Raw genomic sequence first — 17,082 nt, 5'->3', positions numbered from 1 at the left:
GGCACCATGCAATCATCTGTAGACAATTTGTCTAACGCCCTTTAAGCCGCAGACGTCATGCCTTGTCACGGAGTTTTGCATGCAGTTGAGGAACATGAAAATCGGCAAACGGGCGGCCTGCCTGTTCACCCTTATGGGTGTGATGATATTGGCCTTGGGCCTGGTTTCACTTTATGAAACGCAGCGCATGGACAGCGCTTCCGAAGATGTACGGGGCGGCTGGATGCCCGCTGTCGTCTCGCTGGGGGACGTCAGCACCAACCTTGGCCACGCCCGGATCCTGTTGCTGCGTAGCGCCCTGGAGCCCGACGCCCAAGCCCGTGCCATTGCCTTGGCAACGCTGAAAACCACCAATCAGGGATTACGCGATGACATTCATGCCTACGAGCAGACGGTCATCACCCCCCAGGGGCGCTCCCGCTTCGACACCTTCACTGACGCCTATCAGAAATACGAGCAGGTGCAGTCGCAGGTCGCCGAACGCATCCTCGCAGGCGAAGTCGACACTGCCCGGCAACTGATCGCTGGCCAGTTGAATGCCCAGGCCGAACAGATGATGCTGGCCCTGGGTGGGCTCATCGAATTCAACAGCAAAGGCGCCTACGAGGCCACCCAGCGCACCAGTGATGCGGCCAGCGAGGCTTACCAGATCACGCTCTGGGCACTTGCCTTGATCATGATTGTGCTGGCTGCGATTGCCACGTTGCTTACCCGCAGTATCGTCGCACCACTCGCTGAGGCCGTTAAGGTGGCCGAGCGCGTTGCATTGGGTGACCTGACACATGCTATTCAGGTAGCAGGCCAGGACGAACCGGCCCTGCTGCTGCGCGCCCTGGGCCGCATGCAAGGCAGCTTGCGCGACACCATCCGCCAGATCGCTGCCTCGTCCGACCAGTTGGCTTCGGCCTCGGAAGAGCTGCACACCGTCACCGAAGACACCAGCCGCGGCCTGCACCAGCAAAGCGCGGAAATCGACCAGGCCGCCACGGCGGTGAACCAGATGACTGCAGCGGTCGAGGAAGTGGCCAGCAACGCAGTCAGCACAGCTGATGCGTCGAAAGGCGCCGACCAGACTACTCGCGATGGCCGCGACCGGGTCAACCAGGCGCTGGCGTCGATCCAGCACCTGGTGGCAGACGTGACCGGCACCTCGGCCGAGATCGAGCAGTTGGCCAGCAATGCCAACGAGATCAGCCGCGTGCTGGACGTGATTGGTGCGATTGCCGGGCAGACCAACCTGTTGGCGCTTAATGCCGCCATCGAAGCGGCACGCGCCGGTGAGGCAGGCCGTGGATTTGCCGTGGTGGCTGACGAAGTGCGCGCCCTCGCCCACCGTACCCAGCAGTCGACGGCGGAGATCGAGCAGATGATTGCCGGGATCCAGAACGGCACCGAGCGAGCGGTGACGGCGATGCACAGCAGCCAGGGGCGTGCCACGGGTACGCTGGAAGTGGCGCAGGGTGCAGGGCAGGCACTGGAGGTGATTGCCGAGGCGATTGCGTCGATCAACCAGCGTAACCTGGTGATTGCCAGTGCTTCGGAGGAACAGGCACAGGTGGCGCGCGAGGTGGACCGCAACCTGGTGAATATTCGAGATCTGGCGATGCAGACATCGGCGGGGGCGAACCAGACCAGTGCGGCGGCGCAGGACTTGTCGCGCCTTGCCGTGGACCTGAATGGCATGGTGGCGCAGTTCAAGGTCTGATCTGGAATAGCCGGGGCTGCTTTGCAGCCCATCGCGACACAAGGCCGCTCCTACAGGGACCGCACACATTTCGAATGCTGCGCGGTCCCTGTAGGAGCGGCCTTGTGTCGCGATGGGCCGCAAAGCGGCCCCTGTTACTGCAACGACGCTTTATCAGTCATTCACACTCACAACCCGCCCCGCCTTCTCACCCGCCTTGCCGCGCGTAGCCAGGCAGTAATACAGCGGCACCGTCACCAGCAGACCAAACAACCACGACAAGTCAGCCCCTTCGACAATGTTCGAATACGGCCCTACATAAAGCGAGGTGTTGGCAAACGGCAGCTGCACCAGGATGCCGCAGGCATAGGCAATGATCGCGTGGTGGTTGAAGCGGCCATAGATACCGCCGTCTGCACTGAAGATCGAGGCGATGTCGTACTGGCCCTTCTTGATCAGGTAGAAGTCGATCAGGTTGATCGAAGCCCATGGCACCAGTACCAGCAGCAGCGCCAGGATCAGGCCGATGAAGTGGCCGATGAAGTCCGCCGAGGCGTTCAGCGCAACCATCCCGCAGCCCACCAGAATCACCGACGCCAGGATCACTCGCACCTTGATGCTCGGTGTCCACTCGGCCATGAAGGTCTGGATTGCAGTCACGATCGACAGCACCGCGCCATACAGGTTGAGGGCGTTGTGGCTGATGATGTTGAGCAGGAACAGTACCATCAGGATCGGGCCCAGCCAGCCGGTGGCCTGCCGCACAGCGTCCATGGCGTCGGTGCCTTCCGGCACGCACAGCACCGCCACCGCACCAAAGCTGAAGCACAGGATGGTGCCCAGGGTGGCGCCGAAGTACGTCGCCCAGAACGGCTTGGCAATGCCCACTTCACGCGGCAGGTAACGCGAGTAGTCGGAGGTGTACGGCGAGAAGCTGATCTGCCAGATCACACCCAACGACACGGTGGCAATGAAGCCCGACAGGTTGAATGCACCCCGGCTGAAGAAGTCGGCCGGCAAATCCTGGACGAACATCATGATGAAGCCGGCCAGCAACGCCGAGCCCATCACCCAGGTACCGATGCGGTTGAGGATATGGATGAAGCGGTAGCCGATCACGCCAATGGCCGTGGCGCTCAGGGCACCGATCACGATCGCGCCGGGCATCGGCACGCTCGGGGCGATACCGTGGATGGTCTTGCCCGCCAGGACGATGTTGGAAATAAAGAAGCCGACATAGATCAGCGCCGTGAAGAACACGATCAGCAAGGCGCCATAACGGCCAAACTGGCCCCGGCTCTGCACCATCTGTGGAATGCCCAGCTGCGGTCCCTGCGCAGAGGCCAGGGCGATGACCACGCCCCCGACCAAGTGGCCCAACACGATGGCAATCAGCCCCCACAACAGGTTCAGGTGGAACACCTGGACCACCATGGCGCCGGTCACGATTGGCAGTGGCGCAATGTTGGTACTGAACCAGAGGGTGAACAGGTCGCGCGCCTTCCCGTGGCGCTCGGCAGGTGGAACGTAATCGACCGTGTGATTCTCGACAAACTGGTTTTGCGATGACGGTTGGGACATAGGTATCAGCTCGAAAGGTCGTTTTTATCTTTGTAAGGAAACCGCATCTAGGCGGCCTCTCAGCTGCGGACCATATTATGGTATTCCAAACTTTTGACAACACTGATCCGCACGAAAAAACCGCCACTGATCTGCTCGCAAACCCCCTGCGACAATCCGCCTCACCGCTCAAGGCCACGGTTTACGTGGCCTTGAGCCATTCATCGTGAAAACCCAAGGCTGAAAATTCTGCTTGCAAAATAGGTATTACGGTATACCATCAGACACATCAACGATAAAAACCGCGGACCACCGCAGCCTTTTAGAGGTACACGAGATGATCGACGCAACCGTCTACAAGAACGTCCTGGGCTCCTTCCCGTCCGGCGTTACCGTCATCACCACCCTGGACGACGACGGCTCGGTCGTCGGCCTGACCGCCAGCGCCTTCTCCTCCCTGTCGATGGCCCCGCCGCTGGTGCTGTTCTGCCCCAACTACACCTCCGACTCCTACCCGGTGCTGATCAAGCAGAAGCGCTTTGCCATTCACCTGCTCTCGGGTGAACAGCAGGCTGAAGCCTATGCATTCGCCAAAAAAGGCAAGGACAAGGCCAGCGGCATCGAGTGGACCCTGAGCGAACTGGGCAACCCGATCCTGGCCGGCGCCACTGCCGTCATCGAGTGCGAACTGTGGCGTGAATATGAAGGTGGCGACCACGCCATCATGGTCGGCAAGGTACACAACCTGATTGTCCCTGCCGAAGCGCCGCGACCGATGGTGTACTGCCGCGGCAAGATGGCCAGCCTGCCAGCCTTTGCCTGAAGCCTATTCTGAATCGAGACAACTGGCGCCACCCCTGCCCGGCGCCAGCCCCTTTCAAGCGTTGAGGAATGCCCCATGAAATTTTCGTTGTTCGTACACATGGAACGTTGGGATGAACAGGTCAGCCACCGCCAGCTGTTCGAAGACCTGACCGAACTGACCCTGATGGCCGAAGACGGCGGTTTCAGCACCGTGTGGATCGGCGAACACCACGCCATGGAGTACACCATTTCACCAAGCCCGATGCCGCTGCTGGCCTACCTGGCCGCGCGCACCGAGAAGATCCGCCTGGGTGCCGGCACCATCATCGCGCCGTTCTGGAACCCGATCCGCGTGGCCGGCGAATGCGCCCTGCTTGACGTGATCAGCAACGGCCGCATGGAAGTGGGCCTGGCCCGCGGCGCCTACCAGTTCGAATTCGACCGCATGGCCAATGGCATGCCCGCCACCGACGGCGGCAAGGCGCTGCGCGAGATGGTGCCGGTGGTGCGCAAGCTGTGGGAAGGCGACTACGCCCATGAGGGCGAAGTCTACAAGTTCCCTACTTCCACCAGCGTACCGAAGCCGTTCAACGCCACCCCGCCGATGTGGATTGCCGCGCGCGACCCGGACTCACACAACTTTGCCGTGGCCAACGGCTGCAACGTCATGGTCACCCCGCTGATGAAGGGTGACGAAGAGGTGCTGGACCTGAAGAACAAGTTCCAGGCCGCCCTCGACAACAACCCGGACGTACCGCGCCCGCAACTGATGGTGCTGCGCCACACCCACGTGCACAGCCCGGCCGAGCCGGAAGGCTGGAAGGTCGGTGCGCAGGCCATCTCGCGCTTCTACCGCACCTTCGATGCCTGGTTCGGCAACAAGACCGTGCCGGTCAACGGCTTCCTAGAGCCAAGCCCGGAATCGAAGTTTGCGGAAGTGCCGGCGTTCCAGCTGGAGAACATCCGCAAGAACACCATGATCGGCACCCCGGAAGAAATCATCGCGCGCATCAAGTACTACCAGGAACTGGGCGTCGACGAGTTCAGCTTCTGGTGCGACAACAGCCTGCCACATGCCGAGAAGAAGAAGTCGCTCGAGCTGTTCATCAAGGAAGTGGTACCGGCGTTCGCCTGAATTCCCATTGCCTGAATCATTGCGGGACGCAGCCCGCTCTCGTGGGCCCTTGTGGCCCGCGTGAGCGGTTTTTTTTTAAGTCTGCACCGGCCTCTTCGCGGGTAAACCCGCTCCCACAGGTACAGCGCACAGTTTGAAATCTGTGGTGGCCCTGTGGGAGCGGGTTTACCCGCGAAGAGGCCGGCACAGACAACAACAAAAACCCCGGTACAACGCACCTTTCGTCCCCTGGCAAGAGAAATTTTCCGACACCTCTTGCACAACAAATATTATGGTATACCATCAGACAACAAGAGCTGATAACCCTCACCAGGAGCCACCCATGAGTTTCGAAATCCGCAAGATCGTCACCTACTCCGAAGAGACCCGCATCGAAGGCGGCAAGGCCACCGACAAACCGGTGACCATGGTCGGCCTGGCCGTCGTGATCAAGAACCCATGGGCCGGTCGCGGTTTCGTTGAAGATCTGAAGCCGGAAATCCGTGCCAACTGCTCGGAGCTGGGGGCCCTGATGGTCGAGCGCCTGACTGCTGCCATCGGCGGTGCCGACAAGATCGAAGCCTACGGTAAAGCTGCTGTGGTCGGCGCCGACGGCGAAATCGAGCACGCCTCGGCCGTGATCCACACCCTGCGCTTCGGCAACCACTACCGCGAAGCGGTACAGGCCAAGAGCTACCTGAGCTTCACCAACAAGCGTGGCGGCCCAGGCACCTCGATCCAGATCCCGATGATGCAGAAGGACGACGAAGGCCTGCGCTCACACTACATCACCCTGGAAATGCAGATCGAAGACGCCCCGCGTGCCGATGAAATCGTCGTGGTCCTGGGCGCTGCCGATGGCGGCCGCCTGCACCCACGTATCGGCAACCGCTACATCGACCTGGAAGAACTGGCTGCCGAAAAAGCCAACGCTCAATAACAACAACCAAGACGGGCCGGGGCGTGGCGTGCTTACCCGCCGCGCCCGACCTTCAAGGAGCGCCCTCCATGATTCAGCCTGTCGCTGAACGCACACCCGCCGGCACCAGCTACCTGTCCGTCGGCCAGGGCCAACCCGTGGTACTGATCCACGGCGTCGGCCTTAATAAAGAGATGTGGGGCGGCCAGATCGTTGGCCTGGCCAACGACTACCGCGTCATCGCCTACGACATGCTCGGCCACGGGCAAAGCCGCGTACCGGCCGCCGACACCCCGCTGGAAGGCTACGCCGACCAGCTCGCCGAACTGCTCGACCACCTGCAGATTCCGCAGGCCACCGTGATCGGCTTCTCCATGGGCGGCCTGGTGGCCCGTGCATTCGCCCTCAACTACCCGCAGCGCCTGGCTGCGCTGGTGGTGCTCAACAGCGTGTTCAACCGCAGCCCCGAACAAAGTGCCGGCGTTATCGCCCGCGCCGCGCAGGCTGCAGAGCTTGGCCCCGACGCCAACGTCGATGCGGCCCTCGACCGCTGGTTCAGCCGTGAATACAAGGCTGCCAACCCGGCGCAGGTCGCCGCCATTCGCCAGGTGCTGGCGAGCAACGACCCGCAGGGTTACCACACCACGTATTCGCTGTTCGCCACCCAGGACATGTACCGCGCAGGCGACCTGGGCAGCATTCAGGTGCCTACGCTGATCGCCACCGGCGAACTCGACTCTGGCTCCACCCCGGCCATGACCCGCCAGCTCGCCGCCAGCATTCCGGGCGCGCACAGTGTGGTCCTCGCCGAGCAACGGCATATGATGCCGGTGGAAGCACCCCGTGAAGTCAACAAGATGCTGCTGGACTTCCTCGCGCAAGCCCGCACCCTCACCGAATCCGCCAAGGGGATTGTTGCATGACCCTCGTTCGTTTCCAGATGTGCATCGACGGCCAATGGCGCGATGCCCAGAGCGGCAAGACCTTCGACAGCCTCAACCCGGCCACCGCCCAGGCCTGGGCGCAACTGCCCGACGCCGACGAAGCCGATGTCGAGCTGGCCGTACAGGCCGCCCAGCGTGCCTTCGACAGCAAGGAGTGGCGCAGCATCACCGCCACTGCGCGCGGCAAGCTGCTGCGTCGCCTGGGCGACCTGATTGCCGAAAACAAGGAACACCTGGCCCAGCTGGAAAGCCGTGACAACGGCAAGCTGATCCGCGAAACCCGCGGCCAGGTTGGCTACCTGCCCGAGTTCTTCCACTACACCGCAGGCCTGGCCGACAAGATCGAAGGCGGCACCCTGCCGCTGGACAAGCCCGACCTGTTCGCCTACACCGTGCACGAGCCGATCGGCGTGGTCGCCGGGATCATCCCGTGGAACAGCCCGCTGTACCTCACCGCGATCAAGCTGGCCCCGGCCCTGGCCGCCGGCAACACCATCGTGCTCAAGCCCTCCGAGCACGCCTCGGCGACCATCCTCGAGCTGGCGCGCCTGGCCCTCGAGGCCGGCTTCCCGGCCGGCGTGGTCAACGTGGTCACCGGTTACGGCCCAAGCACCGGCGCGGCGCTGACCCGCCACCCGCTGGTGCGCAAGATCGCCTTCACCGGCGGCGCCGCCACCGCCCGCCATGTGGTGCGCAGCAGTGCCGAGAACTTCGCCAAGCTGTCGCTGGAGCTGGGCGGCAAGTCGCCGAACATCATTTTCGCCGACGCCGACCTGGACAGCGCCATCAACGGCGCCGTGGCCGGCATCTATGCCGCCTCCGGGCAAAGCTGCGTGGCCGGCTCGCGCCTGCTGGTGCAGGACGAGATCTTCGACGCGTTCGTCGAGCGCCTGATCGCCCGCGCCAAGCGCATCCGCATCGGCAACCCGCAGGACGACGCCAGCGAAATGGGCCCGATGGCCACCGCACAGCAACTGGCCGTGGTCGAAGGCCTGGTCGCTGCAGCCAAGGCCGAAGGTGCCAAATTGCACATGGGCGGCAAGCGTGCCGAGGTGGACGGTGACGGCTGGTTCTACGAGCCGACCCTGTTCGAGTGCGACAGCAACTCGATGACCATCATGCAGGAAGAAGTGTTCGGCCCGGTGGCTGCGGTGATCCGCTTCAAGACCGAGGAAGAGGCCCTGGAAATGGCCAACGACTCGCAGTTTGGCCTGGCGGCCGGCATCTGGACCCGCGACCTGGGACGTGCCCACCGCCTGGCCCGTGACGTACGTTCGGGGATCATCTGGGTCAATACCTACCGCGCCGTATCGGCCATGGCGCCGATCGGTGGTTTCAAGAACAGCGGCTACGGCCGTGAAAGCGGCATCGATTCGGTGCTGGCCTATACCGAGCTGAAGACCGTGTGGATCAACCTGTCCACCGCGCCGATGCCCGACCCGTTTGTGATGCGTTAAGAGGTAGCACGAGATGATCGAACCCGGCATCTACAAAGACGTGATGGGCTCCTTCCCGTCCGGCGTCACGGTTGTCACCACCCTGGACGCCGACGGCGGCATCGTCGGCATCACCGCCAGCGCGTTCAGCGCGTTGTCGATCGACCCGGCACTGGTGCTGTTCTGCCCCAACTATGCCTCGGACACCTACCCGATCCTGCGGGACAGCAAGCAGTTTGCGATCCACCTGCTGTCTGCCGACCAGACTGCCGAAGCCTATGCCTTTGCCGGTAAAGGCAAGGACAAGGCCAAAGGCGTCGAGTGGAAGCTGAGCGAACTGGGCAACCCGCTACTGACCAAGGCCACGGCGATCATCGAGTGCGAACTGTGGCGCGAGTACGACGGCGGTGACCACGCGATCATCGTCGGTGCGGTGAAGAACCTGGTGCTGCCGGCCGAGCCGGTGACACCGATGGTTTACCACAAAGGCAAGCTCGGTGCTCTGCCGCCTCTGGGCTGATTTACCCCATGAATCGGTGTTGGTTTCTTCGCGGGTGAACCCGCTCCCACAGGGCCCCACAGGCTTCAAGCCTTGCGCTGAACCTGTGGGAGCGGGTTCACCCGCGAAGAAGCCAACACCGATGTCCCTGTTTTTAGGGGCCGCGCTAATCGTCTCACCCTCGGTTGCGGCCCCTGTTTTATTCCGGAGTACTGCGCATGAGCAATGAAAAGTACGAAAAAGGCCTGCAGATCCGCACCCAGGTGCTGGGCGAGGACTACGTCAACCGCTCGATCCAGAACGCCGACGCGTTCACCCAGCCGCTGCAGGAACTGGTCACCGAATACTGCTGGGGCCACGTCTGGGGCCGCGAAGGCCTCTCGCTCAAAGAGCGCAGCATGATAAACTTGGCCATGATTTCCGCGCTCAACCGGCCCCACGAGCTCAAGCTGCACATTCGCGGCGCATTGCGTAATGGCCTGAGCCGTGAACAGATTCGCGAGATCCTGCTCCAGGTCGGCATTTATTGCGGCGTACCCGCGGCGGTGGACAGCTTCCGCCTGGCCCGCGAAGCGTTCGCTGAAGCCGATGCGGAGTCAACCCGTTAACACCGGGCTGTTCGAACCCACGCAAGGAGCACCCAAGGTTCGTGGTGCTGTTGCGGTTGCGGCCGGGCAGCCTCTTTAAGAGCGCACTTGATGAAACGCCAGCCACTCGACGACAGCTTCAAGGTCAACCGCAACCCCGTTACCCTGCGCGAAATCGTGCTCGACAAGCTGCGCGCCGCGATCATGAACTTCCACCTGCTGCCCGGCGACCGCCTGGTCGAGCGCGACCTCTGCGACCGCCTCGGCGTCAGCCGCACCTCGGTGCGCGAGGCCCTGCGCCACCTGGAATCCGAAGGCCTGGTGGAGTTCGCCGACGCCAAGGGCCCGCGCGTGGCCATCATCACCCTGGAAGACGCCCGCGACATCTACGAGCTACGCTGCGTGCTCGAAGGCCTGATCGTGCAGCTGTTCACCCTCAACGCCAAGGCCAAGGACATCCGTGCCCTGGAGCGCGCGCTGGAGGTCAACCGCGAGGCCCTGGAAGAAGGCGAGCTGCAACAGGTGCTGGATTCGGTGCAAGGCTTCTACGACGTGCTGCTGGAAGGCTCCGGCAACCAGGTGGCGGCGCAACAACTGCGCCAGTTGCAGGCACGCATCAGCTACCTGCGCGCCACCTCGGTGTCACAGGAAAACCGCCGCGGTGCCAGCAACCGCGAAATGGAAAAAATCGTCGAGGCGATCAAGGGTGGCGACCCGCTGGTGGCCCACCAGGCCTCGGTCGACCACGTCCGCGCGGCCGCCAAGGTGGCCCTGGACTACCTGCGCCAGAAGCAGGATGACAACGCCAAGGTGCGCGACATGGTCGAGCCCCTGGCCCTGAAGGATCCACGTATTTAAGAACCGCATAGGCCGCTGATCATGCCCAACGCCCCGCGCTACTGCCCGCACTGCACCACGGAACTGGCCCGGGGCGTTCCCACAGGCGATACCCACGAACGCCTGCACTGCACCGGCTGCGGCTATATCCACTACATCAACCCGAAGATCATCGCCGGCTGCATCATCGAGCGCGAAGGCAAGTACCTGCTGTGCCAGCGCGCCATTCCGCCGCGCCCTGGCACCTGGACCTTGCCGGCCGGGTTCATGGAGGTAGGCGAGACCACCGAACAGGCAGCCCTGCGCGAAGTGTGGGAAGAAAGCGGCGTACGCGCCGACATCGTCTCGCCGTACTCGATCTTCAGCGTGCCTACCATCTCCGAGGTGTACATCATCTTCCGCGCCATCGCCACCGAAGAAACCGGGCAGTATGGCCCGGAAACGCAGGCGTACAAGTTTTTCGAGCCGGATGAAATCCCTTGGGACGAGATCTATTACCCGGCGATCCGGCAGATTCTCGAGCGTTACATCCTGGAGCGCCAGGCTGGGGTGTATGGCATTTACATGGGTAATGACGACACCGGCAAGGTGCATTTCATGCGTTAACCTGTGCTGGCCTATTCGCGGCGGTTCGGCGCGAATAGGCCGGTACAAGCCAACACAAAACCCTCGCCAACCGTCTATTCTCGGTGCACCCTAAAGGCCTTGAGTAAAAGGACCGGCAGCGCACATGGTTAAATGGCTAGACGGCGGCGGATTGATGGCCGAATGCATCTGCAACCACGACTGGGCCACAACGCCCCTTGGCCCGCTGGAGCAATGGCCCGACGCCCTGAAAACCAGCGTGGCCCTGTGCCTGGCCTCGCGCTTTCCGCAGGCCGTGCTCTGGGGCCCGCAACTGCTTACCCTGCACAATGACGCCTTCGCCCAGATCCTCGGGCAAAAACCTCTGGCGCTGGGCAAACCCTTCAGCGATGTATGGCAGGAAGCCTGGGTCGATATCGGCAGCATGGCCCAACGTGCCTTGGCCGGCGAGGCGGTGTTCATCGAGGACTTTCCGCTCACCATCGACCGCAATGGCGGCCCCGAGCGTGCCTATTTCACCTTCTGCTACAGCCCCATCCGCGGCCACGACGGCAAGGTGCTGGGCATGCTCGACACCGTCACCGAAACCACGGCCAGCGTGCTGGCCAACCAGCGCCTGAAGTTCCTTGACGACCTCGGCCGCGCGGTGGCCGACGCCACCGACCCGGACCAGATTCTGGCCATCACCACCCGCCGGCTACTGGAGCACCTGCAACTGTCGAGTTGCGCCTACGCAGTGATGGAACCCGACGAAGACGGCTTCACCATTTGTGGCGATGCCGTAGCACCCGGCTCACCGCACCTGGTCGGGCAATACCAGTTGCACGACTTCGGCAAGCTGGCACTCAGCCGCCTGCGCAGCGGCCTGGCCCTGGTCATCAATGACAACCTGCGCGAGCTGGCCCCCGAGGAGGCCGCCACCTTCCAGGCGATCGGTATCACCTCAACCATTTGCATGCCACTGATCAAGGGCGGCCGGCTGACCGCGCTGATGGCCATCCACGACAAGGCGCCCCGGGCATGGACGCACTATGAACAGGCGCTGATCAGCGAAGTCACCGAGCGCTGCTGGGCGCATATCCAGCGGGTGCAGGCCCATGCCGAAGTCCGTGAGGCGATGGCTGCGCTGGAAGCGCTGAATGCCACCCTGGAACACCGTGTCGACGAGCGCACCGCCCAGTTGCTGCACACCGAAGCCGTGCTGCGCCAGACCCAGAAGCTGGAAGCCATCGGCCAATTGACCGGCGGCGTGGCCCATGACTTCAACAACCTGCTCACCATCATTCGCTCGTCACTGCACTTCCTGCAGCGCCCCAGCCTCGACGAAAAACGCCGCGAGCGCTACCTCAAGACCATGTCCGACACCGTCGACCGTGGCGCCAAGCTGACCGGCCAGCTGCTGGCGTTTGCCCGCCGCCAGGCCCTCAGCCCGCAGCTGTTCGAGGCAGGGCCGCGGCTGGAGGCCATGGCCGACATGCTCGACACCGCCACCGGCGCACGCATTCAGGTCGAGTTGCAATTGCCGCAAGCGCCCTGCCATATCCGCGCCGACCTCAGCCAGCTGGAAACCGCGGTGATCAACCTGATGCTCAATGGCCGCGATGCCATGGCTGGCGAAGGCACCTTGCAACTGCGCCTGCAAGCCGACCAGCGCTTGCCGGCCTTGCGCGGCCAGCCATTACAACCTGGCCAGTTCGCAGCGATTTCGGTCAGCGACAGTGGCAGCGGCATCGCCGCCGAATTGCTTGAGCGCATCTTCGACCCGTTCTTCACCACCAAGGCGCCGGGCGAAGGCACTGGCCTGGGCTTGTCGCAGGTGTTCGGTTTTGCCAAGCAGTCCGGCGGCGATGTGCAGGTGAACAGCCTCCCCGGCCAAGGCACCACCTTTACCCTGTACCTGCCGCAGGAGGACCCACCTGCCGCAGCGCCCGAAGCAGCCTTGACCAGCAGCCAGCCGCAGGCACAGGGCGAACGGCGGCGGATACTGGTGGTAGAAGACAACCCCGACCTGGGCAACTTCACTGCGCAGATCCTTGAAGACCATGGCTACCGAATCAGCTACGCGCGCTCGGCGGAAGAGGCGCTGGCACAACTGACCGGCCCGGCGGGCGATTTTGATGCGGTGTTTTCCGATGTGGTCATGCCCGGTATGGGTGGGCTGGCGCTGGCCCGAGAGCTGCGCCGCCAACGTCCACAGCTGCCGATTATCCTGACTTCGGGGTATAGCGAAGCGATCGCCGAAGATGGCCATCAGGGGTTTGCCTTTCTGGCCAAGCCCTATTCGGCAGAGCAGGTGTGCCAGATGCTCGGCAAAATACTGGGCAGCTGAAGCTTGGCGGCGCTCAGCGGCGCCCCTCTGCCAGCATACGCACTGCCAGGCCTGCCAGCACCGTACCCATCAGCCAGCGCTGAACCTGTTGCCACAGCGGCCTGCCAGCCAGGAACACGGCGATCGAGCCGGCCATGACCGCGATCAGCGCGTTGACCGAGACGCTGATGGCGATTTGTGTCGAGCCCAGTACCAGCGACTGCAGCAGCACGCTGCCATGGCCCGGCTCGATAAACTGCGGCATCAGCGACAGGTACATGACGGCAATCTTGGGGTTGAGCAGGCTGGTGGCAAAACCCATGGTAAACAGCCGCCGCGGGCTGTCGGCGGGCAAGTCACGAACCTGGAAAGGTGAACGGCCACCAGGGCGCAGCGCCTGCCAAGCCAGGTACAACAGGTACAATGCGCCACCGATGCGCAGCGCGTCGTAGGCAAAAGGCACCGCCATTACCAGCGCGGTAATGCCCAATGCGGCGCAGAACATGTAGATGACGAAACCCAGGGCTACACCGCCCAACGATATCAACCCGGCCTTGCGGCCCTGGCAGATCGAGCGGGAGATCAGGTAGATCATGTTCGGCCCCGGGGTCAGGACCATGCCCAGGCAGATCAGGGCGAAGGTGAGCAGTTGGGTCGTTTCGGGCATGAAGCACATCCTGGTTGTGCGTAGGGTTTGGTCGAGTTTATCCGAAGCCATTTGCAACCGGTGAAATCAATTGATTTGCCCGGCTATCAGGCCCAGCGCCACGGTAATCATCGCCACCCCCGACACCCGCCCGACCAGCCTGGCCGCGCCCGGCCGGGTGCTCAGCACGGCCTTGGCGCCATACCCCACCAGCGAATAGATCACCAGTGAACTGCACAGGTGCACCAGCCCCAGCAGCAAGATCTGCACCGGCACCGGCCAGCTCGACTGCGGGTCGGTGAATTGTGGCAGCAGGGCCAGGAACAGCAGGAACACTTTCGGGTTCAGGCCGCTGACGCAGAACCCCTTCAATGCCCAGCGCGAACCAGATTCCCCAGCCCCACCCTGCCCGGCCGACGGCAATGCCGGGCTCAGCAACAGGTTGCCGCCGAGCCACAACAGGTAGCTGCACCCCGCCAGGGTCAGCAACGTCAGCGCCAGCGGATGGCCCGCCAGCAGGCTGCCAACCCCGGCCGCCACCACCAGGGTGGCAAGAAAATGCCCCGACAACATCCCCGCCACCGCAGGCATCACCCAGCGCCCGCGCATCCCCGCCGAAATGGCATAGGCCCAGTCGGCACCCGGGGTAATCACGAAGAGCATCGACACGGCCCAAAATGCCGTCAGCACACTGATAGCCACTTGAATCTTCCTTATCCACTGCTTTGCGATATCGAAAGATTACGGATTCCGCCCGGGGATTTTCTTTCGTATATTTCCCCTGTTCATTCATTCACTGGAAGAATCTTCCCCATGGACCGAACCGATCGAAAAATCCTTGCCGAGCTGCAAAAAGACGGTCGGCTGTCGGTGACCGAACTGGCCGACCGCGTGGGGCTCAGCCTGTCACCCTGCCATCGGCGCCTGAAGGCACTGGAAGAGTCCGGGGCGATTCTGGGGTATCACGCCCGCCTGGCGCCAAGCGCGTTGGGCCTGAACTTTGCCGCGCTGGTATTCGTGACCCTGCGCGAAGTGACCCGCCAGCCGGTGGCGGACTTTGAAGCGGCGCTGGCCGAAATCCCGCAGATTGTCGAGGCGCAGCGGCTGTTTGGTGACCCGGACTACCTGCTGCATGTGGTGGCCAAGGATTTGCCAGCGTTTCAGAAACTGTATGACGAGCAGCTGACCAGCATTCCCAATGTGAAGCGCCTGAGTTCGACCCTGGTGATGAAAGAAGTGATTCAGGATCGGTTGTTGCCGATGTAGTGGGGTTCTTCTGTGCTGGCCCTTTCGCGGGTAAACCCGCTCCTACAACGGCCTGCGTGGCTGTTGTAGGAGCGGGTTTACCCGCGAAGAGGCCGGCATAGGCAACAATTCCTTCTGCCCCAACAATGCACAGGGCGCACCAGCAAAGCCCACCCATTGCAGCCCACGCAAAGCTCAACCCCTCTACCCCAAGCCCTCCAGCCAACTGGCACCCTCCTTGCTAACGTCACCCGCTTAAGCTTTTGTCAGGCTTAGGTTTTTTAAGGTTTATGGGTACATATTTACTAATTTCCCCTTACCCCGGCGCCCCGCATCATCGCTCCAACAAGAACGCGTCGCCCTTCGCCGGCACGCCCCCGGGCAGTTCCCGATGCCCTACCTTGCCTTGGAGTCAGTCATGACCAGTGCAGCCAATTCGGCACCCTTGATAGAAAAACACACGATCGGCTATGTGCCGCCGGAAGACCGCCATGGAAAGGTAAGGGATCTGTTCACACTGTGGTTTGGCGGCAACATTGCGCCGTTGCCCATCGTTACCGGCGCGCTGGGCGTGCAACTGTTTCACCTGAACCTGGTGTGGGGCATCGTCGCCATCCTGGTTGGCCACCTGGTCGGTGGCGTGCTGATGGCCCTGCATTCGGCTCAGGGCCCGCAGATGGGCATCCCGCAGATGATCCAGAGCCGCGCCCAGTTCGGTACCCTCGGCGCGCTGTTGGTGGTGGTGATTGCCGGTGTGATGTACATCGGTTTCTTTGCCTCCAACATCGTGCTTGCCGGCAAGTCGCTGCATGGCGTGGTCGATGTGGTGCCAGTACCGGTGGGCATTGTCATCGGTGCGCTGGGTTCGGGCATCATCGGCATCATCGGCTACCGCTTCATCCACGTGCTCAACCGCATCGGCACCTGGGTGCTGGGCATCGGTATCGTGGTCGGCTTCGGCTACATCTTCACCCACGTGCAAAGCGACGACTTCCTTACCCGCGGCGGCTTCAACCTGGCCGGCTGGCTGGCCACCGTGTCGCTGGCGGCGCTGTGGCAGATCGCCTTTGCACCCTATGTGTCGGACTACTCGCGCTACTTGCCGGCAAACGTGAAAGTCAGCTCGACCTTCTGGACCACCTACCTGGGCTCGGCCCTGGGTTCGAGCCTGTCGTTCGTCTTCGGCGCCGTGGCGGTGCTGGCAATCCCGGCCGGCATGGACACCATGGATGCGGTCAAGCTGGCCACCGGCACCCTTGGCCCGATCATGCTGGTGCTGTTCCTGCTCAGCGTTATCAGCCACAACGCCCTCAACCTGTATGGCGCGGTGCTGTCGATCATCACCCTGGTGCAAACCTTCGCCTACCGCTGGATCCCGACCGCCAAGAGCCGGGCCGTGCTGTCGCTGATCGTACTGTCGGCCTGCTGCGTGGTGGCAGTGTTTGCCTCGGCAGACTTCATCGGCCACTTCGTGGACATGGTGCTGGTGCTGCTGGTGGTGCTGGTGCCGTGGACAGCGATCAACCTGATCGACTTCTATGCTATCCACAAAGGTGACTATGACATCCAGTCGATCTTCCAGGTGGATGGCGGCATCTACGGGCGTTACAACCCACAGGCGCTGATCGCCTACGCGGTGGGTATCGTGGTGCAGATCCCGTTCATGAACACGCCGCTGTACGTCGGGCCGATTTCCGAGCATATCAACGGGGCCGACCTGTCCTGGCTGGTAGGTTTGGCAGTGACCTCGCCGCTGTACTGGTGGCTGGCCAGCCGTGACAGCGCTTACCGTCGCCGTCAGTCGAGTGCCAAGCTGGCCATGGGGCATTGATACAACCTGTACCGGCCACGTGGCGGGGGGGGGCCCCCCCCCCCCCCCCCCAGCGAGCCGCCGGGAGGGGGGGGGGGAGGGGG

16 protein-coding genes are annotated in these 17,082 nt (G+C 62.8%); 13 read left to right on the top strand and 3 right to left on the bottom strand.

The genetic code is table 11. The features are described 5' to 3' along the window. Nucleotides 1-79 precede the first annotated feature (79 nt). Complete coding sequence (locus IAE39_RS13755) at nt 80-1,705, top strand: methyl-accepting chemotaxis protein (RefSeq protein WP_201203237.1); 1,626 nt, start codon at nt 80-82, stop codon at nt 1,703-1,705. Between the two features lie 153 nt (nt 1,706-1,858). Here IAE39_RS13755 and IAE39_RS13750 read toward each other — a convergent pair whose 3' ends face one another. Beyond that, nucleotides 1,859-3,265, bottom strand: coding sequence for a purine-cytosine permease family protein (locus IAE39_RS13750; RefSeq protein ID WP_201203235.1), 1,407 nt, complete (start codon nt 3,263-3,265; stop codon nt 1,859-1,861). Nucleotides 3,266-3,581: 316 nt separating this feature from the next. Between IAE39_RS13750 and IAE39_RS13745 the strand changes: the two genes are divergently transcribed. The 10 genes from IAE39_RS13745 (at nt 3,582) to IAE39_RS13700 (ending at nt 13,298) form a co-directional block, all read left to right on the top strand. Then, nucleotides 3,582-4,067: a flavin reductase family protein gene (locus IAE39_RS13745; RefSeq protein ID WP_201203226.1), complete on the top strand. Its 486-nt coding sequence runs from the start codon at nt 3,582-3,584 to the stop codon at nt 4,065-4,067. A 75-nt stretch (nt 4,068-4,142) separates the two neighbouring features. Continuing rightward, nucleotides 4,143-5,183: an LLM class flavin-dependent oxidoreductase gene (locus IAE39_RS13740; protein ID WP_201203224.1), complete on the top strand. Its 1,041-nt coding sequence runs from the start codon at nt 4,143-4,145 to the stop codon at nt 5,181-5,183. Nucleotides 5,184-5,505: 322 nt separating this feature from the next. Further along, complete coding sequence (locus IAE39_RS13735; RefSeq protein ID WP_003256068.1) at nt 5,506-6,102, top strand: amino acid synthesis family protein; 597 nt, start codon at nt 5,506-5,508, stop codon at nt 6,100-6,102. A 68-nt stretch (nt 6,103-6,170) separates the two neighbouring features. Further along, nucleotides 6,171-7,004 (top strand): alpha/beta fold hydrolase, encoded by an 834-nt coding sequence (locus IAE39_RS13730; RefSeq protein WP_201203222.1) that lies wholly within the window; start codon nt 6,171-6,173, stop codon nt 7,002-7,004. Further along, nucleotides 7,001-8,482 (top strand): aldehyde dehydrogenase, encoded by a 1,482-nt coding sequence (locus tag IAE39_RS13725; RefSeq protein WP_201203215.1) that lies wholly within the window; start codon nt 7,001-7,003, stop codon nt 8,480-8,482. Before IAE39_RS13730 ends, IAE39_RS13725 begins: the two co-directional genes overlap by 4 nt. A gap of 13 nt (nt 8,483-8,495) precedes the next feature. Then, a complete protein-coding gene (locus tag IAE39_RS13720; RefSeq protein ID WP_201203213.1) occupies nt 8,496-8,981 on the top strand; it encodes a flavin reductase family protein in 486 nt (161 codons plus the stop codon). Between the two features lie 197 nt (nt 8,982-9,178). Then, complete coding sequence (locus IAE39_RS13715; RefSeq protein WP_023535056.1) at nt 9,179-9,568, top strand: carboxymuconolactone decarboxylase family protein; 390 nt, start codon at nt 9,179-9,181, stop codon at nt 9,566-9,568. 90 nt (nt 9,569-9,658) lie between these two features. Further along, on the top strand, nt 9,659-10,405 hold the full coding sequence (locus IAE39_RS13710) for a GntR family transcriptional regulator (protein ID WP_016715705.1): 747 nt from the start codon (nt 9,659-9,661) through the stop codon (nt 10,403-10,405). Between the two features lie 21 nt (nt 10,406-10,426). Next, nucleotides 10,427-10,990 carry an NUDIX hydrolase gene (locus IAE39_RS13705; protein ID WP_201203211.1) on the top strand — a complete coding sequence of 188 codons (564 nt, stop codon included), beginning with the start codon at nt 10,427-10,429 and terminating at the stop codon, nt 10,988-10,990. Nucleotides 10,991-11,114: 124 nt separating this feature from the next. Further along, entirely contained in the window at nt 11,115-13,298 is a 2,184-nt protein-coding gene (locus IAE39_RS13700; protein ID WP_201203208.1) for an ATP-binding protein, read from the top strand. Between the two features lie 13 nt (nt 13,299-13,311). Here the strand turns inward: IAE39_RS13700 and IAE39_RS13695 are convergent, their stop codons facing one another. Together IAE39_RS13695 and IAE39_RS13690 are read right to left on the bottom strand one after the other, a co-directional pair. After that, nucleotides 13,312-13,944, bottom strand: a complete 633-nt coding sequence (locus tag IAE39_RS13695; RefSeq protein ID WP_201203201.1) for a LysE family translocator — start codon at nt 13,942-13,944, stop codon at nt 13,312-13,314. 66 nt (nt 13,945-14,010) lie between these two features. Continuing rightward, nucleotides 14,011-14,625 (bottom strand): LysE family translocator, encoded by a 615-nt coding sequence (locus IAE39_RS13690; protein WP_201203198.1) that lies wholly within the window; start codon nt 14,623-14,625, stop codon nt 14,011-14,013. Between the two features lie 111 nt (nt 14,626-14,736). Between IAE39_RS13690 and IAE39_RS13685 the strand changes: the two genes are divergently transcribed. Both IAE39_RS13685 and IAE39_RS13680 read left to right on the top strand, forming a co-directional pair. Beyond that, on the top strand, nt 14,737-15,189 hold the full coding sequence (locus IAE39_RS13685) for an Lrp/AsnC family transcriptional regulator (protein ID WP_015270735.1): 453 nt from the start codon (nt 14,737-14,739) through the stop codon (nt 15,187-15,189). A 397-nt stretch (nt 15,190-15,586) separates the two neighbouring features. Next, complete coding sequence (locus tag IAE39_RS13680) at nt 15,587-16,999, top strand: purine-cytosine permease family protein (RefSeq protein ID WP_201203196.1); 1,413 nt, start codon at nt 15,587-15,589, stop codon at nt 16,997-16,999. Nucleotides 17,000-17,082 lie beyond the last annotated feature (83 nt).

Source organism: Pseudomonas sp. S37 (genome assembly GCF_016658545.1).
Classification (GTDB): domain Bacteria; phylum Pseudomonadota; class Gammaproteobacteria; order Pseudomonadales; family Pseudomonadaceae; genus Aquipseudomonas.
This window is presented reverse-complemented; position numbering and strand designations above follow the sequence as displayed.